26 protein-coding genes are annotated in these 24390 nt (G+C 70.2%); 16 read left to right on the top strand and 10 right to left on the bottom strand.

The features are described from left to right. Positions 1-268: 268 nt before the first annotated feature. Genes HJ588_RS01470 through HJ588_RS01460 form a run of 3 tightly spaced genes read right to left on the bottom strand, consistent with a single transcriptional unit; the run spans position 269 to position 2897 of the window. Positions 269-1234 carry an ABC transporter ATP-binding protein gene (locus tag HJ588_RS01470; RefSeq protein ID WP_171151267.1) on the bottom strand — a complete coding sequence of 322 codons (966 nt, stop codon included), beginning with the start codon at positions 1232-1234 and terminating at the stop codon, positions 269-271. Then, entirely contained in the window at positions 1204-2097 is an 894-nt protein-coding gene (locus HJ588_RS01465; protein ID WP_246241737.1) for an ABC transporter permease, read from the bottom strand. The genes HJ588_RS01470 and HJ588_RS01465 overlap by 31 nt, the downstream gene beginning before the upstream one ends. Beyond that, positions 2094-2897 carry an ABC transporter permease gene (locus tag HJ588_RS01460; RefSeq protein WP_171151265.1) on the bottom strand — a complete coding sequence of 268 codons (804 nt, stop codon included), beginning with the start codon at positions 2895-2897 and terminating at the stop codon, positions 2094-2096. Before HJ588_RS01460 ends, HJ588_RS01465 begins: the two co-directional genes overlap by 4 nt. A gap of 82 nt (positions 2898-2979) precedes the next feature. On the opposite strand from HJ588_RS01460, the gene HJ588_RS01455 reads away from it, so the two are divergent. Further along, the gene (locus HJ588_RS01455) at positions 2980-3525 is read left to right on the top strand and encodes a gluconokinase (RefSeq protein WP_171151263.1); all 546 of its coding nucleotides are present in this window, start codon (positions 2980-2982) and stop codon (positions 3523-3525) included. Between the two features lie 2 nt (positions 3526-3527). Here HJ588_RS01455 and HJ588_RS01450 read toward each other — a convergent pair whose 3' ends face one another. Both HJ588_RS01450 and disA read right to left on the bottom strand, forming a co-directional pair. Further along, a complete protein-coding gene (locus HJ588_RS01450; RefSeq protein ID WP_171151261.1) occupies positions 3528-4430 on the bottom strand; it encodes an HhH-GPD family protein in 903 nt (300 codons plus the stop codon). Positions 4431-4453: 23 nt separating this feature from the next. Beyond that, positions 4454-5539, bottom strand: coding sequence for a DNA integrity scanning diadenylate cyclase DisA (gene disA, locus HJ588_RS01445; RefSeq protein ID WP_171151259.1), 1086 nt, complete (start codon positions 5537-5539; stop codon positions 4454-4456). Between the two features lie 101 nt (positions 5540-5640). On the opposite strand from disA, the gene radA reads away from it, so the two are divergent. Further along, positions 5641-7026 carry a DNA repair protein RadA gene (gene radA / locus HJ588_RS01440; RefSeq protein ID WP_171151257.1) on the top strand — a complete coding sequence of 462 codons (1386 nt, stop codon included), beginning with the start codon at positions 5641-5643 and terminating at the stop codon, positions 7024-7026. Between the two features lie 8 nt (positions 7027-7034). Here the strand turns inward: radA and HJ588_RS01435 are convergent, their stop codons facing one another. Next, complete coding sequence (locus tag HJ588_RS01435) at positions 7035-7748, bottom strand: class I SAM-dependent methyltransferase (protein WP_171151255.1); 714 nt, start codon at positions 7746-7748, stop codon at positions 7035-7037. After that, positions 7745-8587, bottom strand: coding sequence for a DUF3109 family protein (locus tag HJ588_RS01430; protein WP_171151253.1), 843 nt, complete (start codon positions 8585-8587; stop codon positions 7745-7747). Before HJ588_RS01430 ends, HJ588_RS01435 begins: the two co-directional genes overlap by 4 nt. 132 nt (positions 8588-8719) lie before the next feature. Here HJ588_RS01430 and HJ588_RS01425 point away from each other — a divergent pair, with 132 nt between their 5' ends. Together HJ588_RS01425 and HJ588_RS01420 are read left to right on the top strand one after the other, a co-directional pair. Beyond that, a complete protein-coding gene (locus tag HJ588_RS01425) occupies positions 8720-9646 on the top strand; it encodes a Ppx/GppA family phosphatase (protein WP_171151251.1) in 927 nt (308 codons plus the stop codon). Continuing rightward, positions 9646-10455: a sugar phosphate isomerase/epimerase family protein gene (locus HJ588_RS01420; RefSeq protein WP_171151250.1), complete on the top strand. Its 810-nt coding sequence runs from the start codon at positions 9646-9648 to the stop codon at positions 10453-10455. The genes HJ588_RS01425 and HJ588_RS01420 overlap by 1 nt, the downstream gene beginning before the upstream one ends. A gap of 2 nt (positions 10456-10457) precedes the next feature. Here HJ588_RS01420 and HJ588_RS01415 read toward each other — a convergent pair whose 3' ends face one another. Then, positions 10458-10967, bottom strand: coding sequence for a carboxymuconolactone decarboxylase family protein (locus HJ588_RS01415; RefSeq protein WP_171151248.1), 510 nt, complete (start codon positions 10965-10967; stop codon positions 10458-10460). Positions 10968-11038: 71 nt separating this feature from the next. Here HJ588_RS01415 and HJ588_RS01410 point away from each other — a divergent pair, with 71 nt between their 5' ends. The 5 genes from HJ588_RS01410 (at position 11039) to HJ588_RS01390 (ending at position 15426) form a co-directional block, all read left to right on the top strand. Then, positions 11039-11521: a MarR family winged helix-turn-helix transcriptional regulator gene (locus HJ588_RS01410; protein ID WP_171151246.1), complete on the top strand. Its 483-nt coding sequence runs from the start codon at positions 11039-11041 to the stop codon at positions 11519-11521. A gap of 243 nt (positions 11522-11764) precedes the next feature. Next, positions 11765-12718, top strand: coding sequence for a proline dehydrogenase family protein (locus tag HJ588_RS01405; RefSeq protein ID WP_425483524.1), 954 nt, complete (start codon positions 11765-11767; stop codon positions 12716-12718). Between the two features lie 5 nt (positions 12719-12723). Continuing rightward, entirely contained in the window at positions 12724-13566 is an 843-nt protein-coding gene (gene proC, locus HJ588_RS01400; RefSeq protein ID WP_171151244.1) for a pyrroline-5-carboxylate reductase, read from the top strand. 70 nt (positions 13567-13636) lie between these two features. Next, positions 13637-14176: a GNAT family N-acetyltransferase gene (locus tag HJ588_RS01395; RefSeq protein ID WP_171151242.1), complete on the top strand. Its 540-nt coding sequence runs from the start codon at positions 13637-13639 to the stop codon at positions 14174-14176. Positions 14177-14292: 116 nt separating this feature from the next. Next, the gene (locus HJ588_RS01390) at positions 14293-15426 is read left to right on the top strand and encodes an acetoin utilization protein AcuC (protein WP_171155261.1); all 1134 of its coding nucleotides are present in this window, start codon (positions 14293-14295) and stop codon (positions 15424-15426) included. A 470-nt stretch (positions 15427-15896) separates the two neighbouring features. Here HJ588_RS01390 and phaZ read toward each other — a convergent pair whose 3' ends face one another. Together phaZ and HJ588_RS01380 are read right to left on the bottom strand one after the other, a co-directional pair. Then, entirely contained in the window at positions 15897-16736 is an 840-nt protein-coding gene (gene phaZ, locus HJ588_RS01385; protein ID WP_343036549.1) for a poly(3-hydroxyalkanoate) depolymerase, read from the bottom strand. Next, positions 16733-18460 carry a PHA/PHB synthase family protein gene (locus tag HJ588_RS01380; RefSeq protein WP_171151240.1) on the bottom strand — a complete coding sequence of 576 codons (1728 nt, stop codon included), beginning with the start codon at positions 18458-18460 and terminating at the stop codon, positions 16733-16735. The genes phaZ and HJ588_RS01380 overlap by 4 nt, the downstream gene beginning before the upstream one ends. A gap of 269 nt (positions 18461-18729) precedes the next feature. On the opposite strand from HJ588_RS01380, the gene HJ588_RS01375 reads away from it, so the two are divergent. From HJ588_RS01375 to HJ588_RS01345, 7 genes are all read left to right on the top strand, one after another. Continuing rightward, positions 18730-18930 carry a helix-turn-helix domain-containing protein gene (locus HJ588_RS01375; RefSeq protein ID WP_171151238.1) on the top strand — a complete coding sequence of 67 codons (201 nt, stop codon included), beginning with the start codon at positions 18730-18732 and terminating at the stop codon, positions 18928-18930. 231 nt (positions 18931-19161) lie between these two features. Continuing rightward, a complete protein-coding gene (locus HJ588_RS01370; RefSeq protein ID WP_082775156.1) occupies positions 19162-19260 on the top strand; it encodes a 30S ribosomal protein bS22 in 99 nt (32 codons plus the stop codon). Positions 19261-19403: 143 nt separating this feature from the next. Then, positions 19404-20384: an NAD-dependent epimerase/dehydratase family protein gene (locus tag HJ588_RS01365; RefSeq protein ID WP_171151236.1), complete on the top strand. Its 981-nt coding sequence runs from the start codon at positions 19404-19406 to the stop codon at positions 20382-20384. After that, complete coding sequence (locus HJ588_RS01360) at positions 20377-21921, top strand: lysophospholipid acyltransferase family protein (RefSeq protein ID WP_343036548.1); 1545 nt, start codon at positions 20377-20379, stop codon at positions 21919-21921. Before HJ588_RS01365 ends, HJ588_RS01360 begins: the two co-directional genes overlap by 8 nt. 7 nt (positions 21922-21928) lie before the next feature. After that, entirely contained in the window at positions 21929-22168 is a 240-nt protein-coding gene (locus HJ588_RS01355; protein WP_171151234.1) for a glutaredoxin family protein, read from the top strand. Between the two features lie 211 nt (positions 22169-22379). Beyond that, positions 22380-23075 (top strand): redox-sensing transcriptional repressor Rex, encoded by a 696-nt coding sequence (locus tag HJ588_RS01350; protein ID WP_171151232.1) that lies wholly within the window; start codon positions 22380-22382, stop codon positions 23073-23075. Next, entirely contained in the window at positions 23072-24376 is a 1305-nt protein-coding gene (locus HJ588_RS01345) for a glutamyl-tRNA reductase (RefSeq protein ID WP_171151230.1), read from the top strand. The genes HJ588_RS01350 and HJ588_RS01345 overlap by 4 nt, the downstream gene beginning before the upstream one ends. Positions 24377-24390: the final 14 nt, after the last annotated feature.

The raw sequence follows: 24390 nt of genomic DNA, 5'->3' as shown, positions 1-24390 counted from the left end.
GCGGCTCCGCCTGAGGGCGGGGCCGCGAGACATCGTTGGCGAGGATCTCTGAGCCCGCCCGGTGACCTGCTCGCGAACCTCGCTCTGACCTCGTGGAACCGTGAGATCGGGGCCGCCGGGCGCTTCCCAGAGACCCTCGATTTCGGTGGTGGATCTCGTCGTGCGGCCATTGAGTTTAGCTGATCGATGAACTAAGCGACCGATCAGTAGCCGGTCACCCGATCGGATGAGGCCGGCGAAAACGCTGCAATCGCGGGGCTTTTGGCGGTCAGCGACGTGCGCGATAGATGCGTCGTACGACGTCCTCGATGTCCGGTTCCTCGATCGACAGGTCCCGCACTTCGGCGCGCTCGCTGACCGCCGCCAGCACGGCTGCGGCGGTCGTGGACTCGGAGTCGAAACCCAGCCGCTGCCGGGCGCCGTCGACCTCACTGCTCACATGGGTCGTGTGGGGTATGCCGGTCAGGTCCGGCGTCGCACCGGTCAGGTCGACCACCAGTGTGCGGCCGGCGCCGGCCGCACGGGCCAGCCCGTCGAGGTCGCCGTCGTGCACCACCCGCCCGTGGTCGACCACCAGCACCCGGTCGCAGAGACGCTCGATGTCGCCCATGTCGTGGGTGGTGAGCAGCAGCGTCGTCCCGTGCGACCGCCGCTCCCCGATCAGGAACTCTCGCAACCGCTGCTTGGACAACACGTCCAGGCCGATCGTGGGCTCGTCGAGGATCACCAGCTGCGGCTGGTGCAGCAGCGCGGCCGCGACCTCGGCCCGCATCCGCTGGCCGAGCGAGAGCTGTCGCACCGGGGTGGCGAGAAACTCCCCGAGCTCGAGACGGTCGACGAGTTCGTCGGTGCGGGCGCGGGAGCGGCTCGGCGGCAACCGGTGGATCGCGGAGAGGATCTCGAACGACTCGCGCACCGGCAGGTCCCACCACAGCTGCGACCGCTGGCCGAAGACGACGCCGACGCGCGCGGCGAGCTCGCGACGCTGCTTCAGCGGGTCGAGGCCGCAGGTGCGCACCGTGCCGCTGGTCGGCACCAGGATGCCGACCAGCATCTTGATCGTGGTGGACTTGCCGGCGCCGTTCGCGCCGATGTAGCCCACGGAGTCGCCCGGTGCGATGGTGATGCTGAGGTCGTCCACCGCTCGCAGCGCGGACCGGGTCAGCAGCTTCGCGCCCTTACCGCGGCGGACGAATTCCCTTGTCAGACCGTGTGTTTCGACAACCGAGTCCATGTCAGCCGCCCCCTCCTTGGTAGTGCCGTACGCCGAAGCGCCACATCGTCAGGCCGAAGCCCGCCATCCACAGCGCCGCGAGGGGGGGTGCACCACGCGAGCCAGGTCGGGAAGCCGGCGGGTCCGGGCAGGTCGAGCAGTCGCAGAGTGGGCACGTAGGCCACGAGTGCCACCGGGAAGACGAAACCGAAGAGCACCTTCAGCGGTGCCGACCAGACCGCCGCGGGCTGGGTCGAGGCGTAGCGCCCGCCATACACGAACGCGTTGGTGAACTCCGCTCCGTTGACCATGAAGAACTGCACGCCGGCCGCCCACACGTAGAGCGAGGCGTAGGTGACCAGCCCGCAGACGATCGTCAGTGCGAGCAGCGCGACCTTGGCCGGCGACCACTGAATCGGGTTGATGCTCAACGCAATCACGATGGAGGCCAGGCCGATCGCGGCGCGGGTGAGACGCCGCAACGAGATGTCGCTCGTCATCAGTTGCAGCAGCAGCGGCTGCGGCCGCAGGTAGAAGACGTCGAGCGTGCCCTTGCGGATGTAGGTCGGGATGTTGTCGAGGTGCCCGACGAAAAGGTCGGCCAGGGAGAAGCACAGGTCGCCGATGCCGAAGACCAGCAGCACCTGCTCGAAGGTGAGGCCGCCGAGCAGCCCCACCTGGTGGAAGAGCAGCCACACCTCGGCCAGCTCGATGAGCCCGACCAGACCCGAGCTGATCAGGTCGATCACGAAGTTGCTGCGATAGCTGCGCTGCGCCCGCATGCGCGAGGCGAGCACCGCGCGGTATGCCGCAAGGCGCCCCGGTGCCTGGTCGGCCCGGGAGGTCTTGGAGGCATCACTTGTCTGGTGGAGATTCCCGCTCATCCGCCCTGCACCTCCAGCTTGCGCCGGCCGGCGAGCGTCAGCAGGCGACCCACCAGCAGCATCGCCGCGAGCCAGCCGAGCTGCACGAGAAACAAGCCGGCAGAGGCCCATCCGGTGACGCGGCCGGTCAGGATGTCGATCGGATACATCATCATCGACGGAAACGGCGTCGCCTCGGCGACGACCAGCAGCCAGGTGGGGAAGAGCGAGATCGGCACGAAGAGCCCGGCGAAGAACCCCGACAGCACCATGTAGAGGATCTGGATGCCGCGGGTCTCGATCAGCCAGAAGCCGGCGACTGCGACGAGGTAGACCGTCGCGAACGAGATGGTGATGCCGGTGACCAGGCTCACCGCGCCGAGCAGGTAGGGCCCGGGAGTCGTGGGCATCGTCATACCGACCGTGAGCGCACCGATGGCGACGCTCGGCAACCCCCGCGGGATCAGCGCGAACAACGCCCGGCCGACCTCGGTGACGATCGTGCCGACTTGCACGTCGAGCGGCCGGAGGAAGTCGACGGCGACGTCGCCGGTGCGGATGCGGTCGGCCAGGTCGATGCGGCCGGAGAGGTTGATCGACCCGAGCAGACCCTGGGAGATCCAGATGTAGGCGCTCATCGAGCCGATGTCGTAGCCCTGCACGGTGCCGCCGCCCGCGCGGACGGTGGCGAAGAGCATGGCGACCTTGAGGAAGCCGAAGGTGAGGTTGGCGACCAGCCCGCCGAAGGCGGCAAGACGGTATGCCGATTGCTGCCGGAAGCCGGCTTTCAGGAGACGGATGTACGGGTGGAGCGCGACCACGGGCACAAACGCGAGAACTTACCCGCTCGCAAGACCGATGGCAACACCCGATCGACGATCGGCCTGGATTATGGTGGCCGTCATGACTGAAACCACGGCGAGTTCGCAGTTCGTGATCGTGATGGGCGTGTCCGGGTCCGGCAAGACAACGGTGGCCAAGGGCATCGCGCAGGTCATGGACTGGCTGTTCGCCGAGGGTGACGACTTCCACCCGCAGGCCAACGTCGACAAGATGGCCGCCGGCATCCCGCTGACCGACGAGGACCGCTGGCCGTGGCTGCGCGCGATCGGCACCTGGATCGACGAGCACGAGAGCGACGGCCGCAGCGCGGTGGTGACCTGCTCGGCGCTGAAGCGGGTCTACCGCGACCTGTTGCGCGAGGGGCGACCCAATGTGCGCTTCTGCCACGTCGACGTCCCCGAGGACGTGCTGAAGGAGCGGCTCGCCCAGCGCACCGGCCATTACATGCCGCCGTCGCTGCTGCCGTCGCAACTCGCCACGCTCGAGCCGTTGCAGGCCGGCGAGCCGGGTGTCGTCGTCGAGGCGCGGGGCAACCCGGCGCAGGTGCTCCAGGAGGTGCTTGACGGCCTCGGGCTGACCGCGGTCAAGCCGCTGCCCAAGGGCTGAGCTCAGGCAGGCAGCCGAAACCGTTCGCGCGCAAGGGGTTCGACCAGTCCGTCCTCGATGAGGGAGGCGAGGCACCGGTCGCGTTGCGCAGCGTCGGGCCACACCACATCGAGCTTGCTGCGTGGCACCGGGCCGCTCGCGTCGCGCAGCACGTGCAGCAGCTTGCCGCGCACCTGCCGGTCGGTGCCGGCCCACTTCTGCACCCGCTTGCGCGGACCGTCGTGCGCCGGCCGTCCCGCGAGCACCCAGGCGCATGCATCGAGGACCGGGCAGCGTTCGCACTGTGGCGTTTTCGCCTTGCAGACCAGTGCGCCGAGCTCCATCACCGCGACGTTCCAGGTGGCGGCTTCGCGGTCGCCGGCGGGCAGCAGCTCCTCCGCGAGCCGGGTCTCGGCAGCGCTCAGGCTGGGAGCTGGATGCTCGGCACCGGTGACCAGGCGCGCCTCCACCCGGCGGACGTTGACGTCGACGACCGCCGACCGGATGCCGAAGGCGAACGCGCCGACAGCCGCTGCCGTGTAGGTGCCGATGCCCGGAAGTGCCTGCAAATCCTCAAGATTGGCCGGTATGACGCCGCCGTGCTCTTGCGCGATCGCGGTCGCGGCGGCGTGCAGTCGCAGCGCCCTGCGGGGGTAGCCGAGGCGCCCCCACTCGCGCACTGCGTCGCCGGGCGCGGCCGCCGCGAGAGCCGCGGGCGTCGGCCAGCGCCGCATCCACTCGTGCCAGACCGGCTCCACGCGCACGACCGGGGTCTGCTGGAGCATCACCTCCGAGACCAGCACCGCCCACGGGCGGTCGACCTCCGGCCAGGGCCAGGCCTCCGGCGACCGGCGCCACGGCAGATCGCGTGCTTGTGCGGCATACCAAGTGAGGATGGTGTCGTGCAGCGCGCTGAGGTCGCTCATCGGGGCTCGAAAAGTGTTGTGGCTCAGACGTATCGCTCGAGGATGCTGCTCTCCGCCAGGCGGGAGAGGCCCTCGCGGACGGCTCGCGCGCGGCTCTCGCCGACGCCGTCGACCGCCATCAGGTCGTCGAAGTCGGCGGCCAGGAGCTTCTGCAGCGTGCTGAAGTGATCGACCAGCCGGTCGACGATCGTGGCGGGCAGGCGGGGCACCTTCGTGAGCAGCCGGTAGCCGCGCGGGCTCACCGACATGTCGAGCGCGTCGCCGATCACGTTGAAGCCGGCCGCTCGCGCGCCGGCGGCGAGGTCGAGCAGGTCGGTCGCGCTCATCGCGCCGAGTCGTTCGAGGGTCTCCTCGACGGTCAGCTCGGAGCGGGTGGCGTCGACGTAGTCGCGCACCACGAGCTCCCGGTCGTCGGTGAGACCGCCGACGAGTTCGTCGAGCTGCAGTGAGATGAGCCGGCCGTCGACGCCGAGCTCCACGACATACTCGCTGATCTCCTCGCTGATGCGCCGCACCATCTCCAGCCGCTGCAGCACGCTGGCGACGTCGCGCACAGTCACGAGGTCCTCGATCTCGAGCGCCGACAGCGTGCCGGTCACCTCGTCGAGCCGCGACTTGTAGCGCTCGAGCGTCTGCAGGGCCTGGTTGGCGCGCGACATGATCGCGTTGGAGCCCTCGATGACGTGCCGCAGGTTGCCGACATAGAGCGCGCTGATGTGCATCGACTGACTCACCGAAACCACCGGGAAGCCAGTCTGTTTCGCGACCCGCTCGGCGGTGCGGTGGCGGGTGCCGGACTCGCGCGTCTCGATGGACGGATCGGGCACCAACTGGGTCGCGGCGCGCAGGATGCGGGTCCCGTCGTTGTTGAGCACGATCGCGCCGTCCATCTTGGCGAGCTCGCGCACCCGGGTCGCCGAGAACTCGATGTCCATCGGGAAGCCGCCGGTCGACATCTGCTCGACGACCGGGTCATGACCGATCACGATCAGCGCTCCGGTGCGGCCGCGCAGGATGCGCTCGAGCGCGTCGCGCAGGTCGGTGCCCGGCGCAACAGCCGCCAGGGTGTCGCGCAGCAGGTCCTCGTCGGACTCGTCGGATCGGTTCACGCAGGTCAGTGTATTGAAGTGTTGCGACCGGTATCCCGTCGCCGGGGGCGCGCCGCTCGGCGTTGTCGGTGTTGTCGGTGCGTCGAAATATCTTGTCCTCCATGGCTACCACCGCGCGCAAGAAGGCACCGGCCCCGACCTACCGCTGCACCGAGTGCGGCTGGCAGGCGGTGAAGTGGGTCGGGCGCTGCGGTGAGTGCCAGGCCTGGGGGACGGTCACGGAGGTCGGCCAGACCCGGGTGCGCACCGCCCCGGCGGCGACCGTCGAGCGCCCCGCCCGACCGATCGGGGAGGTCGACGCGACCCGCGCGGAGGCGCAGCCGACCGGCGTCGGTGAGTTCGACCGCGTCCTCGGCGGCGGGCTGGTGCCCGGTGGCGTGGTGCTGGTGGCAGGGGAGCCGGGCATCGGCAAGTCGACGCTGCTGCTCGACGTCGCCGCGCGGGCCGCCCGCGCCGGCAAGCGCGTGCTCTACGTCAGCGGCGAGGAGTCGGCCGCGCAGGTGCGGCTGCGGGGTGAGCGCATCGAGGCTCTCGCTCGCGATCTCTATCTGGCGAGCGAGACCGATCTGGCGACCGTGCTCGCCCAGATCGACCGGGTCGAGCCGGAGCCGCTGATCGTCGACTCGGTGCAGACGATCGCCTCGGCGGAGATCGACGGCGCACCCGGCAATGTCAGCCAGGTGCGCGAGGTCGCCGCGGCGATCCTGCAGGTCGCCAAGCGGCACGGCATCGGGACGCTGCTGGTCGGGCACGTCACCAAGGACGGCTCGATCGCGGGACCGCGGGTGCTCGAGCACCTGGTCGACGTCGTCGTGCAGTTCGAGGGGGAGCGTCACTCCCGGCTGCGGCTGGTGCGCGCGGTCAAGAACCGCTACGGCCCGACCGACGAGGTCGGTTGTTTCGACCTGTCCGAGCTCGGCATCGTCGGTCTGCCGGACCCGAGCGGGCTGTTCCTCTCCCGCATGGATGAGCCGGTGCCGGGCACCTGCGTGAGCGTGACGCTGGAGGGCCGCCGGCCGCTCGTGACGGAGGTGCAGGCACTGCTGGTGCCGGGCAACGGCGGGTCGGCCCGGCGTACGACGAACGGGGTGGACAGCTCGCGCACCGCGATGATCCTGGCCGTGCTCGACCGCCGCGCGGGTGTCGCACTGCGCAACGACGACTGCTACGTCTCGACAGTCGGCGGCGCCAAACTGTCCGAGCCGGCAGCGGACCTGGCGATCGCGCTGGCGCTCGCGTCGGCGAAGGAAGGCCGACCGCTGCCGCCCGGCCTGCTCGCGGTCGGCGAGGTCGGCCTCGCCGGTGACGTCCGCGGCGTCGGGGGAGTGCCGCGGCGACTGGCCGAGGCGGCCCGCATCGGCTTCAAGCGCGCGATCATCCCGGCCGGGTCGCTCGGCACCGAGAGTGCGCCGGCGGGCATGCGGGTGATCGAGGTGCGCGACGTGCACGCCGCGACGAGGGCGATCGCGTTGCCGGTCTCTTCGTAGGTCTTGTCTCAGTAGGTCTTCGACCGCACGAAGACCGCGTAATCGACTCCGGTGCCTTCGTGTTCGGCGAGGATGCGGTCTGCGTGATCGGGGGTGAACTCGATGCGCACCACCGACTCGAAGTCGGCGCGGGTGTCGAACGCCCACCGCATCGTCACCGGCGTCGAGGTGAACCCCTGCCGCTGCCAGAAGCGTTCGACACCCACCGGGTCGTATGCCGGCAGCTCCGCGCGGAACCACTCTCCGAATGTCGACCGCGACGCGTCGTTGTCGATCACGAACGCGACGCCGCCCGGCCGCATCACCCGCTGCAGCTCCGCCAGGCCCGGTTCGCACCCGCCGCCGAAGAAGTAGGACCACCGGGCGTGCGCCACGTCGACCGAATCATCTTCCACCGGAAGGGCCTCCGCCGCGCCGAGCCGCACGTCGACGAGGTCCTCGGCGAGGCCGAGACCGCGCACCCGTGACTGCGCGGCACGGGTGAGGGGCTCGTGCGGTTCGACGCCGATCACCCGGCGCGCGGTGCGTGCGAAGTAGGGCAAGTGATAGCCGGACCCGCAGCCGATGTCGAGCACGTCGGCCCCCGCCCAGTCGCGCACCTGGCGCATCGCCGCCCAGAGCAGGCCGTCGGGGTCGACGCCACGGTTCTCGATCTCGTAGGTGTCGGGGTGTTCCCAGATGTTCGGCGACGGGATCGGGTCGTAGGACGGCGGCCGGGTCATCGAGCCTTCTTCCGCGGCTTCTTCGTGGTGGCAGCCGCGGCGTCGGCGGCCTCCTCAGCAGCCAGGGTGGCCGGGTGCACGAAGAGCGGCAGCAGCTTGCGGGCGCCACGGCCCGCCTCGCGCAGCGCGGTGGCTTGCAGCAGATGCGCCTCGCAGCGGATCGCCAATTCGTCATACGCCGCATCGCCCATGAGGTGACGCAACTCGCCCTCGTTGGACACGTAGACCGGCGAAACCCCCACGTGCGCCTCGGGATTGCCGGAGCAATACCAGTCGAGGTCGTGTCCGCCCGGCCCCCAGCCGCGGCGGTCGTACTCGCCGATCGAGATCTCGAGGTAGGACGTCTCGTCGTTGAGCTCGACGGTGCGGAAGGTGCGGCGGATCGGCAGCTGCCAGCAGACCTCCGGTTTGATCGTGTGCGGCGGCACACCGGTGAGCATCGCGTGCTGGTGCAGCGCGCAGCCGGTGCCGGCCGGGAAGCCGGGGCGGTTGTGGAAGATGCAGGCGCCGTCGACCACGCGGGTCTTCCAGTCGCCGTCCTCCTTCTCGCGCCAGCCGGCCTTGCTGTGGCCCTCGTCGTAGTACTGCCACTCGTCCTCACCGAGTTCGGCGACGACCTTCTTGATGTTCTTCAGGTCGTCCTTGTCGGCGAAGTGGGCGCCCAGGGTGCAGCAGCCGACGTCAGGGGCGTCGGCGTAGATGCCCTGGCAGCCGGCGCCGAAGATGCACGTCCACGACGAGGTGAGCCAGGTCAGGTCGCATCGGAAGCGTTCCGCCGGGTCGTCGGGGTTGTCGAACTCGACCCAGGTGCGGGCAATCTCCAGCGGTGTCTCGGCCACGGGCGCCATGGTAGGTGGCGAGTTCGAGCGTGCCGACGGCGCGACGGTTGCCCGCCGTGTTGCTCGCAGTGTTGCGGGGCGGTCGCGGACGACTGCACTGCCGCGGCGGCCGCGTGCACTAGCGTTGGCGGCATGCGGCTCGGGGTGATCGACGTTGGCTCCAACACGGTGCACCTGCTCGTGGTCGACGCCCACCGTGGCGCGCACCCGCTGCCGGCCAGCTCCCACAAGCGCGAACTGCGGCTGTCGGAGCACACCACCGCCGACGGATCGATCGCCCGCGAGGGCGTCGAGCGGCTGATCGGCTTTGTCGGCGAGTGCCTGACGATCGCCGAGGACCAGGGCATCGAGGACCTGCTCGCCTTCGCCACCAGCGCGATCCGTGAGGCCCCGAACGGCGAGGCGGTGCTCGCCGCGGTGCGCGAACGCACCGGCGTGGATCTGCAGGTGCTGAGCGGGCCGGAGGAGTCGCGGCTGACGTTTCTCGCCGTACGCCGCTGGTTCGGCTGGTCGGCGGGTCGAATGCTCGTGGTCGACATCGGCGGCGGATCGCTGGAGTTCGCGGCCGGCATCGACGAGGAGCCGGACGTCGCGCTCAGCCTGCCGCTGGGTGCGGGCCGGCTCACCCGCGACCTGCCCGGCGACCCGCCGGACCGCGCCGACCTCAAGGTGCTGCGCAAACAGATCCGCTCCGACATCGCCCGCGTCGCCCGCGACGTCACCAAGGTCGGCACCCCCGATCGTTACGTCGGCACCAGCAAGACGATCCGCTCGCTGGCGCGCGTCACCGGGGCGGCGCCGAGCGGCGAGGGCCCCTATGTCGAGCGCTCTCTCGACCGGGAGGCGCTGCGCGAGCTGGTGCCTCGCCTCGCGACCATGACTGCCGCCGAACGCGCAACGCTCCCAGGCGTTTCGGTGAGCCGGTCCCGGCAACTGCTCGCCGGCGCGATGGTCGTGCTCGCGGCCATGGACATCTTCGACGTGCCGCGCCTCGACCTGTGTCCGTGGGCGCTGCGCGAGGGGGTCATCCTGCGGCGGCTGGACTGGCTGGATTCGTGATGGACGCCGCCAAGGTGAAGGTGCCGGAAGCGCGGATCGCGCTGTCCACCTCCTCGGTCTACCCCCTCGGCGTCGTCGACGCGTTCGCGATGGCCGACCGTCTCGGCTACGACGGCGTCGAGGTGATGGTCTGGACCGACCCGGTCAGCCAGGAGCCGGGCGCCCTGCGCAAGCTGGTCGATCACTACGGCATACCGGTTGTCTCGATCCATGCGCCGACTCTTCTTCTGACACAACGGATTTGGGGCACCGAGCCCTGGCCGAAGGTGGACAACTCCATCAACCTCGCCGAGGAGGTCGGGGCCGACACCGTCGTGGTCCACCCGCCCTTCCGCTGGCAGCGCGACTACGCCGCCGATTTCGTCGAGGGGATCAAGCAGCGCGGCACCGAGACCGACGTGCGGATCGCGGTCGAGAACATGTTCCCGTGGCGGGCCCGCCAGCGCGAGATGCAGGCCTACCTGCCCGGCTGGGACCCCGTCGAGATCGACTACGACCACGTCACGCTCGACCTGTCGCACACCGCGACCGCCGGCTCCGACGCGCTCGCGATGCAGGAGGCCCTCGGCGACCGGCTGGCGCACATCCACCTCGCCGACGGGTCCGGGTCGTTCAAGGACGAGCACCTGGTGCCGGGTCGCGGCAGCCAGCCGTGCGCCGAGGTGCTCGAGCGGCTGGCCCGCGACGGCTATGACGGCGACATCGTGCTCGAGGTCGGCACCCGCAAAGTCACCCAGGAGCAACGCGAGCTCGACCTCGCCGAGGCGCTCGCCTTCGCCCGCCTGCACTTCGCCGCCGCGGCCGACTGAGGTCAGGCGCGGGTGAGTCGGTTGGCGAACGTCGAGATCGTGTAGGTGCCGATGATCAGCGCCACCTCCAGAGCGGCTCGTGGCGAGTAGCCGGCACGCAGGAACGCGTCGCGCTCGTCGTCGGTGACGGCGCCGGTGCGGTCGATCATCGCGAGCGTGAAGCTCCGGAGCGCGCCGATCCGGCTGTCGACGCCCGCGCCGCCGATCGCTTGGCGGAGTTGGTGGTCGTCGGCGCCGAGTCGACGAAACGCGTTGCTGTGCATGGTGATGCAGACTTCGCAGCCGTTGCGGACCGCCACCGTCAGGATCACCACCTCACGGTCGTATGGCGGGAGCACCGACTCCTGCAGTCGCGCGTTGGCGGCCAGGAACGTCTGCAGCGTGACGGGTGAGTGCGCCATTCGCGCGACGGCCTCGGGCAGGCCGCCGCCCGGCAGCGCGACTGCGCGCAAGGTCTCGGAGAGGGGTGGGTCGGCCTCGGCGGGATCGAGCGGCCGGAACGGGTCGGTCATGCGGCACCTCCACAACGTAAATAGACAACTCAGTTGACCATATAGACAACTCGATTGTCTATCGTGGGGGAATGACCGAACCCGGACGTGGGCATGAACTGCCGATGCTGCTCTTCGCCGGCTACCGGATGATCGTCGACGAGCTCCACCGGCGGCTTGCCGAGCGTGGGTTCCCGGATGCGCGCCCTGCGGATGGCTATGCCTTGCAGGCGATTTCGGCGGGTGCTTCGTCGGCGGTGGAGCTCGCGGGCGCTCTCGCGGTCAGCAAGCAGGCCGCGGGCAAGACGCTCGAGCAGTTGGGGGAGCGCGGCTACCTGCAGCGATCTGTCGATCCGGGCGACGGCCGGCGTCGCACGGTGACCCTCACTCGTCGTGGTCGCGATCTGCTCGCCGCGTCGGCGGACGCCTTCGACGAGATCCACCGCGAGATCGCCGGCCGGATCGGGGACAGTGCGCTCGCGGGTGTCGAGCGGTCGCTGCGAAGTCTGACCGGCGACCCGGTGATCCGGACCGACACGATCGGCTGGCTGGGCGGCGGTCCGCGCGTTCCCTGACGGTCCGATTGACGTTTGACGGTCGAATTCGACCGTCAAACGTGAATCCGACCGTCAGGGTTGGTCGGTGCGAGGAAAGGCGCGGGCGAGGAAGGGCGCGCACGGACAGCGAGCACGGACGGCGCGCACGCGAGGCGAATTTCACCGGCCGATGTACGCCGTGCCGGACCGCCTGCCTACGCTGCTCGGTAGCCCAGGTCACACTCCCGACCGGGCGCGCACGCATCCCAGAAGGAGCCCCCCGTGATCGACGCCAGCGCTGCACTGCGACAAGGACTGCTCGGCCTCAGCCGCAGCAAAGCGGTGCGCCAGGTGATCGAGAAGGCGCCGGTCAGCCGCGACGTCGTGCGTCGCTTCGTCGCCGGCGACGGCACCGCCGAATGCGTGCAGGCGGTCGCCGACCTGGTCGGCGACGGGCGCCTCGCGACCATCGACTTCCTCGGCGAGGACACCCTCGACGTCGCACAGGCCAGCCGCACCCGCGACGCCTACCTGACGCTGCTGCAGGAGTTGCACACCCGCGACCTGACCAAGGCCGGCGCCGCCGAGGTGAGCGTCAAGCTCAGCGCCGTCGGGCAGGCCCTGCCGCAGGACGGCGAGAAGATCGCGCTCGACAACGCCCGCCAGATCTGCGAGGCGGCCGCCAAGGCCGGCACCACGGTCACCATCGACATGGAGGACCACACCACCACCGACTCGACCCTCGGCATCGTGCGCGACCTGCGCGCCGACTTCCCGTGGGTGGGCGCGGTCCTGCAGGCCTACCTGCACCGCACCGAGGCCGACTGCCGGGATCTCGCCGGCCAGGGCAGCCGCATCCGGCTCTGCAAGGGCGCCTACAAGGAGCCGGAGTCCGTGGCCTACCAGGAAAGCCACGACGTCGACGCGTCATACGTGCGATGCCTGAAGGTGCTGATGGAGGGCGACGGCTATCCGATGGCCGCCAGCCACGACCCGCGACTCATCGAGATCGCCCGGTCGCTCGCCGACAAGCAGCTGCGTGCGCCCGAATCCTACGAATTCCAAATGCTTTTCGGCATCCGGCCCGACGAGCAGCGCCGGATCGCCGCTGCCGGCAATCAGATGCGCGTCTACGTGCCGTACGGCGACGAGTGGTACGGCTACCTCATGCGTCGTATGGCGGAGCGTCCCGCCAACACCATGTTCTTCCTCCGAGCACTCGCCACGAAGGGGTAACACCAATGGCCGAAACCACCGAACGCCAAGGCGAATTCGCCGATCGTCGCGTCGCCCTGATCGGCGCAGGCGTGATGGGCGAGGCGCTGCTGTCGGGCCTGCTGCGCTCCGGCAGGCCCGCCTCGCAGATCGTGGTCGCCGACCGCAGTCCCGAGCGCCTGATGGCGATCGCCGAAAAGTATTCGGTGTCAGTCGGATCCGGGCCCGAGGCGGCTGCCGACGCGACGACGGTCGTCATCGCGGTCAAGCCGCAGGACATGGCCGGGCTGTTGCGCGAGGTCGGCCAGCACCTCAAGCCGGGCGCGCTGGTGGTGTCGATCGCCGCAGGCATCACCACGGCGTTCCTGGAGGAGCACCTGCCCGAGGGCACACCAGTCGCGCGCGTGATGCCCAACACCCCTGCGCTCGTCGACGAGGGGATGACCGCCGTCAGCGCGGGCGCGCACTGCGAGACCCACCACCTGTGGGAGGCGCAGGACCTGATGCGCGGCTGCGGCAAGGTCGTCTCGCTGTCGGAGGACCAGCTGGACGCGGTGACCGCGATCAGCGGCAGCGGACCGGCATACATCTTCTACGTGGTCGAGGCGATGATCGAGGCCGGTGTGCTGCTCGGCCTGCCGCGCGGCACCTCCACCGAGCTCGTCGTGCAGACGCTGTATGGCGCCGCGACCATGCTCAAGGAGACCGGCGAACACCCGACGGTCCTGCGCGAGCAGGTGTCCAGCCCCGGCGGCACGACGATGGCGGCGTTGCGCGAACTCGACGACCACAAGGTGCGCGCGGCGTTCCTCACCGCCATGGAGGCCGCCGCCAAGCGCTCGCACGACCTGGCCTCCGGCCACGTCTGACGATTGTCAGGTGTGCAGTTGGGCACACCTTGATGACCATCGCGAGGCGATGCGTGCGACAGTTGTGCCCATGACTGACATCTCGGTGCGGGCCCTCGGGGAAGAGGATTGGCAGGTCTACCGCGACGTTCGACTCGCAGCACTGCGTGAGGCACCGGACGCCTTTGCGGCGTCGGCCTCGCAGGAAGAGAAGTACGACGAGGATTTCTGGCGCAAGCGCATGGGCCGGTCCCGTCGCCTGGTCGCCGAGTCCGGTGACCAGGTGGTCGGCGTCGTCTCGGTCGGGCGGCGCCCCACCGACGACGAACGCATCAGCGAGCTCTTCGGCCTCTGGGTGAGCCCCGACCTGCGCGGCAAGGGCGTGGCCTGGAAGCTCGTCGACGCGGGCGTGAAGCAGGCGCGCGAGGACAAGTACGACTTCGTCATCTACTGGGTCGGCACCGACAACGGCCGGGCCGTCGCCTTCGCCAGCAGCTTCGGCTTCCGGCCCACCGACGGACGCCGGCCGATGACGTCGACGCCTCCGGAGGGCGAGGACCCCGAGGACGAGATGGCGATGATCTACCCGCTCGGCGACGACCCGGGTGCCGTGCCCAGCGCGGTCCTCTGACGCCGGCCCGACGTCGGGAGCTAGCAGTGAATTCGCCTGCGGGTGCTGCAGATCCGCGGGTGCAGGTCGTCTGGGACGAAGGCCTCGCGGCATACAACTTCGGGCCCGAACACCCGATGAACCCGATCCGTCTCGACCTGACGGCGCGGCTGTGCCGTGAGCTCGGGGTCTTCGACGCACCCGGCCTGGAGGTCGTGCCGCCGTCGCTGCCCGGCGGCACCGACGACTTCCTGACCTGGGTGCACAACCCCGACTACGTCGACGCAGTGCGGCGGGCGTCGGCCGACCCCGCCCGGGCGGACCAGGCCTACGGCCTCGGCACCGAGGACGACCCCGCCTTCGCCGGCATGCACGAGGCGTCCTCGCTGATCGCCGGCTCCACCGTGCAACTCGCTGAGGCCGTATGGCGGGGCACCCTCGACCACGGGGTCAACTTCGGCGGCGGGCTGCACCACGCGATGCGCGGCAACGCCTCCGGCTTCTGCATCTACAACGACGCGGCACTCGGCATCCAGTGGCTGCTGGACAACGGCGCCGAGCGCGTCGCCTACGTCGACGTCGACGTCCACCACGGCGACGGCGTCGAGCGGATCTTCTGGAACGACCCCCGCGTGCTGACCATCTCGATCCACGAGACCGGGCGGGTGCTCTTCCCGGGCACCGGCTTCCCCGGCGACATCGGCGGACCGGACGCACTCGGCAGCGCGATCAACATCGCTCTGCCGCCCGGCACCCGGGACGGGCCCTGGCTGCGCGCACTCCACGCCGTCGTGCCCCAACTGGTGCGGGCGTTCGACCCGCAGGTGCTGGTCACCCAGCAGGGCTGCGACTCCCACTACTCCGACCCGTTGGCGCACATGGCGCTGTCGGTGGACGCGCAGCGCTCGGCATACCAAACCCTGCACGACCTCGCCCACCAGATGACCGGCGGCAAGTGGATCGCCCTCGGCGGCGGCGGTTACGAACTCATCGACGTCGTGCCGCGGGCCTGGTCCCACCTGACCGCGATCGCCGCCCACCGCCCGGTCCCGCTCGACACCGCGATCCCGCAGACCTGGCGCGACCACGTGCAGGCCACCTTCGGCCGCCCCGGCCCCGCGCGCATGGGTGACGGCCAAGCCGAGCACGACCAGGTCTGGTATCGCTCCTGGGCGGGCGGCGCCGACCCCGAGAACTCCGTCGACCGCGCCGTCATCGCCACCCGCGAGGCCGTCTTCCCCTACTACGGCCTCGACGTCTGGTTCGACTGAGCTGAGCTTGATTGCTCCGACTCCTCGCGGGACTTGTGGCCTCGGCCGTCGCCTGCGCGTGCAGAAGTCGCGACGGTTGCGGGGTGTGCACGCGAAACCGCGGATCGGGCCGGGGGGCGTGCAGAAGTCGCGACGGTCGCGGGGTGTGCGCGCGAAACCGGCTGGGGGCGTGCACAAGTCGCTACGGTCGCCGGTTGTGCACGCGAAACAGCGGGCCGGCGGTGCGGCGTGCAGAAGTCGCGACGGTTGCGGGGTGTGCACGCGAAGCCGGCCCGGGGCGTGCAGAAGTCGCGACGGTTGCGGGGTGTGCACGCGAAGCCGGCCGAGGCGTGCAGAAGTCGCGACGGTTGCGGGGTGCGCACGCGGATGGGCCTGGGCCGTGCACAAGTCGCGACGGTTGCGGGGTGTGCACGCGAAACCGGCCCGGGGCGTGCACAAGTCGCGACGGTCGCCGGTTGTGCACGCGCAACTCAGCGCAACAGGAACTCCGAGATCACCGGGCCGTAGGTCTGCGCCTGCACGACCACGTCGAGGTGACCGCCGGGGTAGACGACGAGTTCGCCGTGCGGCAGGCCGCGTTGCAGGATGCGGCCGTTGACCACCGGGATCAGCGGGTCGTCGTCGCCGAAGAGCAGCAGCGTCGGCTGCCGGATCAGCCGCAGCCACGGCAGGCTGCACCAGCCCGCCCCGGCGAGCAGCTGGTGCCGGTAGCCGCGGCGCGAACCGGCGCGGGTGTGGGAGCCGACGAGCGTCCGCACCGCGTCCGGGTTGTCGCGGGTGCTGCCGCCATACAGGTCGGCGGCGATCTGCCGGGCGTAGTCGGGGTCGCGATAGCGCCGCGGCGTCACCATCCTGGCGAGCACCTTCGGTCCGGCCGGCACCATGATCGAGCCGGTGCCGGTGCTGACCAGGACCGCCCGGCGGCACCGCTGCGGGTGCTGGAAGGCGAACTGCTGCGCGAGCGCGCCGCCCCAGGAGATGCCGAAGACGTCAGCCCGTTCGTAACCCAGCTTGTCGAGGAGTATGCCGAGGCCGTGCGCCAGCACCGGCATCGTGTAGGGAAGCCGGGCGTCGGGGGAGCCGCCCACGCCGGGCACGTCGAACCGCGCCGCGGTGATGCTCGGGTCGAGGTGGTCGACGAGCGGCTGCAACACCTCCAGACTCGCGCCGATCCCGTTGCACAGCAACAGCACCGGGCCGTCGCCGGTGCCGGGCCGCACCCGCACCCGGATGTCGTGACCGATGGCGCGCACGACGCGGGTGTGTTCGACATCCCCGCGCCGGGGGGTGCCTCGGGTCGGCGCGCTCACCGGTCGAACACGTAGGTGCCGGGAGCCGCCTCGAGCGGCTCGAACTTGCTGTTGCCCAGCGTGCGCGGCGCACGCTTCTCCCCGCCGCTGCGCACCCCGAGCCAGTCGGCGAAATGCGGCCACCACGAACCCTTTTCGGTGTCCGCCTCGGCCAGCCACTGCTCGGCGTCGGCGGGGTTGTGGTCGGCGGTGCGGAAGGAGCTCTTGGGGTTGGTCGGCGGGTTGACCAGGGAGGCGATGTGCCCCGCGGTGGACAGGATGAAGGTGTTCTTGCCGCCCAGCAGCTGGGTGCTGCGATAGCACGCTTGCCACCGGCAGATGTGGTCGCCGATCCCGGCGACGATGTAGGACTCGACGTCGACGTCACCGAGATCGACCGGCGTGCCGAGCATTGCGCCCTCGCCCGGGTGGGCCGTGGTGTTGTCGACCGCCATCTCGACGAAGTCGCGGTGCAGCGCCGCGGGCATGCGGGTGGTGTCGGCATTCCAATAGAGCACGTCGAACGCCGGTGGCTTCTTGCCCTGCAGGTAGTTGTTCACCCAGTAGCTCCAGATGAGGTCCGACGGCCGCAGCCAGGCGAAGATCTCCGCCAGCGACCGGCCGTCGAGGAAGCCCTTGCGGGCGGAGGCGCTGATCGCGGCCCGGGCGACCCGCTTGTCCAGCACCGCCGCCGGCAACCCGGCGTCCTGCTGGTCCAGCACGGTGACACCCAGGTTGAAGGTCGCCACCTTCTCCGCCGCCCCGGTCGCGGCGAGGTGGGCGGCGACCATCGCGGCGAGGATGCCGCCGGAGCACATCGACATCAGGTGGGTCTGCTTGCTGCGGGTGATCGCGGTGACCGCGTCGATCGCCTCCACGATCGACTCGCCGTAGGTGTCGAAGCCCCAATTGCGGTGTCGGGCATCGGGATTGCGCCACGACATCACGAAGACCTGCTGGCCCTGGCTCACGAGGTACTCGACCATGCTGCGGCCCGGCGCGAGGTCGACGATGTAGTACTTGTTGATGACCGGCGGCACCATCAGCAGCGGGGTGCGGCGCACGGTCGGCGTGGTCGGCGCGTACTGGATCAGCTCGAAGACCGGTGTGCGCAGCACCACCTGCCCCGGGCTGACCGCGAGGTCGGTGCCGACCGAGAACGCCGTGGCGTCGACCATGCTCGGCACCCGCGGGGCGGTGATCATGTCGCCGAGCAGGTTCTTCAGCCCCGCGAGCAGGCTCCGGCCCTGGGTGGAGGCGGCCGCCCGCCAGGTGACCGGATTGACCAGCGGCAGGTTGCTCGGCGCCGACGCCTCGATCACGTTGTCGAGCAGGAAGCCGAGGCGCTCGCGGTCCCGCCAGCCGAGCTCGATGTCGTCGAAGAGATCCTTCGCCGTCCGGCCGGTCGCCAGGTAGACCTGTAGTGTCGCCTTGAGCAGCGGGTTCTTCGACCACTGCTCGTCGGCGAACCGGCGGTCCTTCGGGTGGGGTGCCAGGTCCGAGCGGCCGGTGAGGATCCGGCCGAGTTCGGCGGCCAGGTCGGTCGAATGGTGGGCGAGCGAGAGCGGTTTGGCGGCGGCGTTGGCGACGGCGCGGACCCCCGCCATACCCGGTGTGAAGCGGCGCCACGGGCCGAGCGCCGCGTCGGCGAGCAGCAGGTCGAGCGGTGCCGCGGCGGCGGCGATCGGGTCGTCGGCGTCGTCCGGCGCAGGCTTGTTCTCGTGGGTGCGGGCCGTGCTCGTCATGGTCGTCTGCGCCTCTTCCCGACTCGGCACTGAGTCATCTCCCCAGCATGCCCCTCGAGCGAGGTTCACACAGCGATTGCGTCGACAAGAGTCGACAAATCGAGCAGGTCGACCGCAGTTCGTCGGCGTGTCGGGTGGACAATCGTCACTCTCAGACTTTCCACAGACTGCCCGGACCCCCTATCGTGTCCCAGCAGTAACAGTGGTGAGCGGCGTCCAGCCTGCTCGCCCGTCCGTAAGGCACGTTCGACGAAGGGGCGACTACCGTCATGCCGAAAGAGGGTCAGCCGGGTGACGTCACCTTCATGACGGTTGCCGAGGTTGCGGCGATCATGCGGGTCTCGAAGATGACCGTCTACCGCCTCGTGCACTCCGGCGAGCTGCCGGCCGTGCGCGTCGGGCGCTCCTTCCGGGTGCCCGAGGACGCCGTGTCGGACTACCTCAAGCAGTCCTACATGGGCACCGCCTGAAGCCGTCCGGCAGCCGGTCTCGTCCGGGTCGGGAACCGCCCCGTCATCGCGGCCCCAGGGCCGCCGATTGGTATGGCGACGCCGCCATGGCGTAACCTTGGCCGGACCGCTGCCGCCCTCGCGGGGTGAGCAGCCGGATTCGGCTTCGCGACCGGCGGGGCGCTCGCAGTCCACCGGTCGTCGTTCGATCAGTTCGTCGTTCCATCAGTTCGTCAGGAAAGAGCACTACGCATGGGTTCCGTCGTCAAGAAGCGCCGCAAGCGGATGGCCAAGAAGAAGCACCGCAAGTTGCTTCGCAAGACGCGTCACCAGCGCCGCAACAAGAAGTAAGCGGTAGCTCGACCGCATCAGCCCCGGGTCGCCACTGGCGATGACCGGGGCTTTGCCGTCCCTGCGCGACTTGGCAAGCGCGCTCCCGGGTGGCGGCGTTACGATCGCGGGGCAGCTGCCCGCCATACCCGACGGAGGAGAAGATGAGCCGCGTTGTGCTGGTCACCGGCGTGTCCCGACTCGTCGGCGGTATGACGGTGCGCGCGCTCGCCGCGGACCCGGAGATCGACCGCGTCATCGCCGTCGACACCGTGCCGCCGCTGCACGGGATCGGCCGCGCCGACTTCGTGCGCGCCGACATCCGCAACCCGATCATCGGCAAGATCCTCAGCCAGGAACGCGTCGACACCGTGCTGCACCTCGGGGTGATCATGACCCCGAAGCAGGCCGGGGGCCGCACCCTGCAGAAGGAGATCAACGTCATCGGCACGATGCAGTTGCTCGCCGCGTGCCAGAAGGCCGACTCGCTGCAGCGGCTGGTGGTCAAGTCGTCGTCGTCGATCTACGGCTCCTCGCCGCGCGACCCCGCGATGTTCACCGAGGACATGAGCGCGCGGCGCAACCCGACCGGCGGATTCGGGCGCGACTCGGTCGAGGTCGAGACTTACGTGCGTGGGCTCGCGCGGCGCCGGCCGGACATCGAGGTGACGATGCTGCGGATGGCCAACCTGGTCGGCCCGGGCCTGCGCACCACGTTCTCCGAATACTTCGCGATGCCGGCACTTCCCGTGCCGCTCGGTTACGACGGCCGCTTCCAGGTGCTGCACATCGACGACGCGGTCCGGGTGCTGCAGCGGGCGACCGTCGCGCCCGCGGCCGGCACCGTCAACGTCGCCGGCGACGGCATGCTCACCCTGCGTCAGGCGGCCCGTCTCGCCGGCAAGCCGACCGTCCCGGTGCTGCCGCAGGCCGGTGGGCTGGTGCAGCAACTCGGCGGACTGCTCGGCGGCAACGGCGCGTTCGACGCCGAGCAGATGCAGTTCCTGCAGTTCGGCCGCGGGGTCGACACCACCCGCATGCGCACCGTGCTCGGTTTCGAGCCGGCCGCCACGACTCGTGAGGCGTTCACCGCCGTGTTCGGTGCCCGCAACCCGCTCCTCGCACTCGGAGGTTCCCGTGTCTGACGACGACGTCCGGCTGGTCGTGCAGCCGGCCGGGAAGGCAACCGGGACGGCGGCCCCGAAGAAGGCGGCGGCGAAGAAGGCTCCTGTGAAGGCGACGGCGAAGAAGTCGAGCGCCACGAAGGTGAGCGCGGCGAAGATGACGGCGAAGAAAGCCACCGCCACGAAGGCCACCGCGAAGAAGGCGACGGCGAAGAAGGAGCCCGTCAAGAAGGCGTCCGCGACCACGCAGTCCGCGACGGCGCAACCCGCGAAGAGAGCGGCGGCCAAGAGCGGTTCGGCGCGGCAGCGTGCGACGATCGAGAGCGCCTCGGCGGTCGAGAGCGCCCCGCTGGTCGAGCCCGCTCTGCCGGCCGAGAGTGTGCCCGCGGTCGAGAGCGCCCCACCGGCACAGAGCCCGCCGCCGGTTAAGAGCGCCCCAGCGGCGAAGACCGCCCCGCCGCCACAGAGCGCGCCCGCGGAGCGGCCGTCGCGGCGGCGCATCGCGGCAGCCGCCCAGGTGTCGCCGGCGCCGGCCGTCGCGCGGCCTGCGGCATACCAGGACGAGCAGCGCGAGCGCACGCTGCGCGTCGTACCCGACCCGCCGGAGCCGCCGGCGCCGTCTGCGGTGAGTGCGGTGAGCGCCGACGACTTCGAGGGCGTGGTCGGCATGCTGGTGAGCGCGCTGCGTACCGGCGGTTCGATGATCGGCCTGCGCGGCGACGACCTCGAGCGCAAGGTCGCGCAGGCGCTGGCGTTCCTGCGTCGCCGGCTGACCGGCGACTACGAGATCGACGACTTCGGTTTCGACAAGGAGTTCACCGAGCAGGTGTGGCTGCCGATGCTGCGGCCGCTCTACAAGCGGTGGTTCCGGGTCGAGGTGCGCGGCATCGAGAACATCCCCGACGAGGGCGCCGCGCTCGTGGTCGCCAACCACTCCGGCACCCTGCCGCTCGACGGGCTGATGACGCAGGTCGCGATCTACGACGCGCACCCCAAGCACCGGCACGTGCGGATGCTCGGCGCCGACCTGGTCTTCGAGTCGCCGCTGATCGGCGAGCTGAGCCGCAAGGCGGGCACCACCCTCGCCTCCAACCCGGACGTCGAGCGGCTGCTCGGGGCGGGCGAACTCACCGCGGTCTGGCCGGAGGGTTTCAAAGGCGTCGGCAAGCCGTTCTCCGAGCGCTACAAGCTGCAGCGTTTCGGCCGCGGCGGCTTCGTCTCGGCGGCGCTGCGGGCCGGGGTGCCGATCATCCCGTGCGCGATCGTCGGCGCCGAGGAGATCTACCCGATGCTCGGCAACGTCAAGGGCCTGGCGCGGCTGCTCGGCTTCCCCTACTTCCCGATCACACCGTTCTTCCCGCTGCTCGGACTCGCCGGGGTGATCCCGCTGCCCAGCAAGTGGATCATCGAGTTCGGCACCCCCGTCGAGACCGAGGCCTTCGGTCCGGCCGCCGCCGAGGACCCGATGCTGGTCTTCGACCTGACCGACCAGGTCCGCGAAACCATCCAGCAGTCGCTGTATTCGCTACTCCTGCAACGCCGTTCGGTCTTCTTCTAGGTTTGGTATGACGACTCCGCGCATCACTCTCATCGGCAAGCCCGGCTGTCACCTCTGCGACGACGCGCGCGAGGTGATCCGCCGCGTCGCCGACGACACCGGTGCCGGCTGGCAGGAGCGCAACATCCTCGACGAGCCGGACCTGATGGCGCGCTACGCCGAGCAGATCCCGGTCACCCTGGTCGACGGCAAACAGCACGACTACTGGCGGGTGGACGAGGCGCGGCTGCGCCGGGCGCTGCGCTGAGCCTCGCCGCGGGGCTCCCGTCATACACATCGCGTGGAATGGGCCGCGATGTGCACCGCGCGGACCGGGGCGCGTCGGTGTGTAGCACTTTTCTGCGGAATTTGCGACTTTGTGCCTGCGTTCACAAAGACCTACAGTCGGGGGGTCAGTCATCCTCTGGCGCCGGCGTTTGGTATACGCCTGCCCATTCGCGAGAGGAGCCGGAGCGCCTGTGAGCACCGCATCGGCCGCACGTCGGGAGATTCCCGAAGCCACCGTGGCTCGGCTACCGGTGTATCTCCGCGCTCTGCGCGCACTCAGCGCCCGCGGCGTCGACGTCGTCTCCTCCGAAGAACTCGCCGAAGCGGCCGGTGTCCGCTCGGCCGGGCTGCGCAAGGACCTGTCCCACCTCGGCTCCTACGGTGTGCGCGGCGTCGGGTATGACGTCGCCCGCCTCTCCGACGAGATCTCCCGCGAACTCGGCCTGCACCACGACTGGTCGGTTGCGATCATCGGCATGGGCAACCTGGGGCACGCGCTCGCGGCATACAGCGGGTTCGCCACCCGCGGTTTCCAGGTGCGCTGGCTGATCGACGAGGACCCGGCGATCGTCGGCACCGAGATCGCCGGCCTGAAGGTGATCACCTTCGCCGATCTCGAGAAGCACGAGCCGGACAGCATCATCGCGGTGATCGCCACCCCGCCGGAGGCCGCGCAGACCGCGGCCGACCAGGCCATCGCGCTCGGTGTCCGCTCGATCCTCAACTTCGCACCCGGCGTGCTCGCGGTGCCGCCGGGCGTCGAGGTGCGCAAGGTGGACCTGGCGACGGAGTTGCAGATCTTGGCGTTCCACGAGCAGCGCGGGAAATACGAGCAGCGCGGGGAACTTGAGCCGGGCGGGAAGTACGAGCAGGAGGTTGTTCGGTGAGCCTCATCGTGATCGGTATGTCGCACCGCACCACCGGCGTCGACCTGCTCGAGCAGGTCGTGCTCGGCCGCGGCCAGGCCGAGCAACTCGAGACCACCCTCGGCGGCAACGAGCACGTCGACGCCTCGGTCGTGGTGTCCACGTGCAACCGCGTCGAGGTGTATGCCGAGGTCGACACCTTCCACGGAGCCGTCAACGGCATCACCGAATCCCTTTCTGTCGCAACAGGTTTGCCAGTCAAGACGCTGCGCGACCACCTCTACGTCCACTTCGAGGACCGGGCCGTCGCGCACGCCTTCAACGTCGCGGCCGGTCTCGACTCGGTGGCCGTCGGCGAGGCGCAGATCCTCGGCCAGTTGCGTGACGCGCTGCGCACCGCGCAGGAGGGCGGCCATCTCGCCCCGGCGCTGTCGGCGCTCATGCAGCAGGCGCTGCGGGTCGGCAAGCGGGTGCACACCGAGACCGACATCGACTCGGTCAGCCGCTCGCTCGTCGAGCGTTCGCTGGTGCGCGCCCAGTCGGTGTTCGGTGAGCTGAGCAGCCAGCGCGCGCTGGTCATCGGCGCCGGCGCCATGAGCGGGCTCGCCGCGCACACGCTGGCCAGGGCCGGCGTCGGCGAGATCACGATCATCAACCGCACCCCGGCCAAGGCGCAGCGGCTGGCCGAGGCCACCGGCGGCACCGCACGCGACTGGGCCGACCTGGCCGGCGCGGTCGCGGACGCCGACCTGGTCATCTCCTGCACCGGCGCCGTCGGTCACGTGCTCGACGAGACCAACGTCGGCGCGACCGAGCACGCCAAGGTGCTGGTCGACCTGGCGCTCCCGCGCGACGTCGCGGTCGAACTCGGCGACCTGGCCGGCATCACCCTGCTCAGCCTCGAGGACCTCAGCGCCGGCGTCGCCGACGACGCGGAGAAGACCCAGGTCGAGGCGGCCGCCGACCTGGTGACCGCCGAGGTCGCGGAGTTCCTGGTCAATCGGCGGGCCGCCGCAGTGGCGCCGACCGTCGCCGCGCTGCGCGCCCGCGCTGCCGACGTGGTCGCCGCCGAGCTGACCCGGCTCGGGCAGCGCACCGAACTCTCCGAGGCCGACGCGGCGCAAGTGCAGATGACCGTGCACCGGGTGGTCGAGAAGATCCTGCACACGCCGACGGTGCGCATCAAGCAGCTCGCCGGCGAGGAGCAGGGCGGCCAGGACTATGCCGCGCTGCTGCGCACGCTCTTCGACCTCGACCCGCACGAGTCCCGCGTCTCACAGATCCCGCAGGTCGGACCCGGCGCCGGGGGTGATGCTTCATGAGTACCCCACGAAGT

Origin of the sequence: Flexivirga aerilata, assembly GCF_013002715.1 — a bacterium.
GTDB lineage: Bacteria > Actinomycetota > Actinomycetes > Actinomycetales > Dermatophilaceae > Flexivirga > Flexivirga aerilata.
Note: the sequence above shows the minus strand (reverse complement) of the source record. Positions and strands in the feature narration are given on the sequence as shown.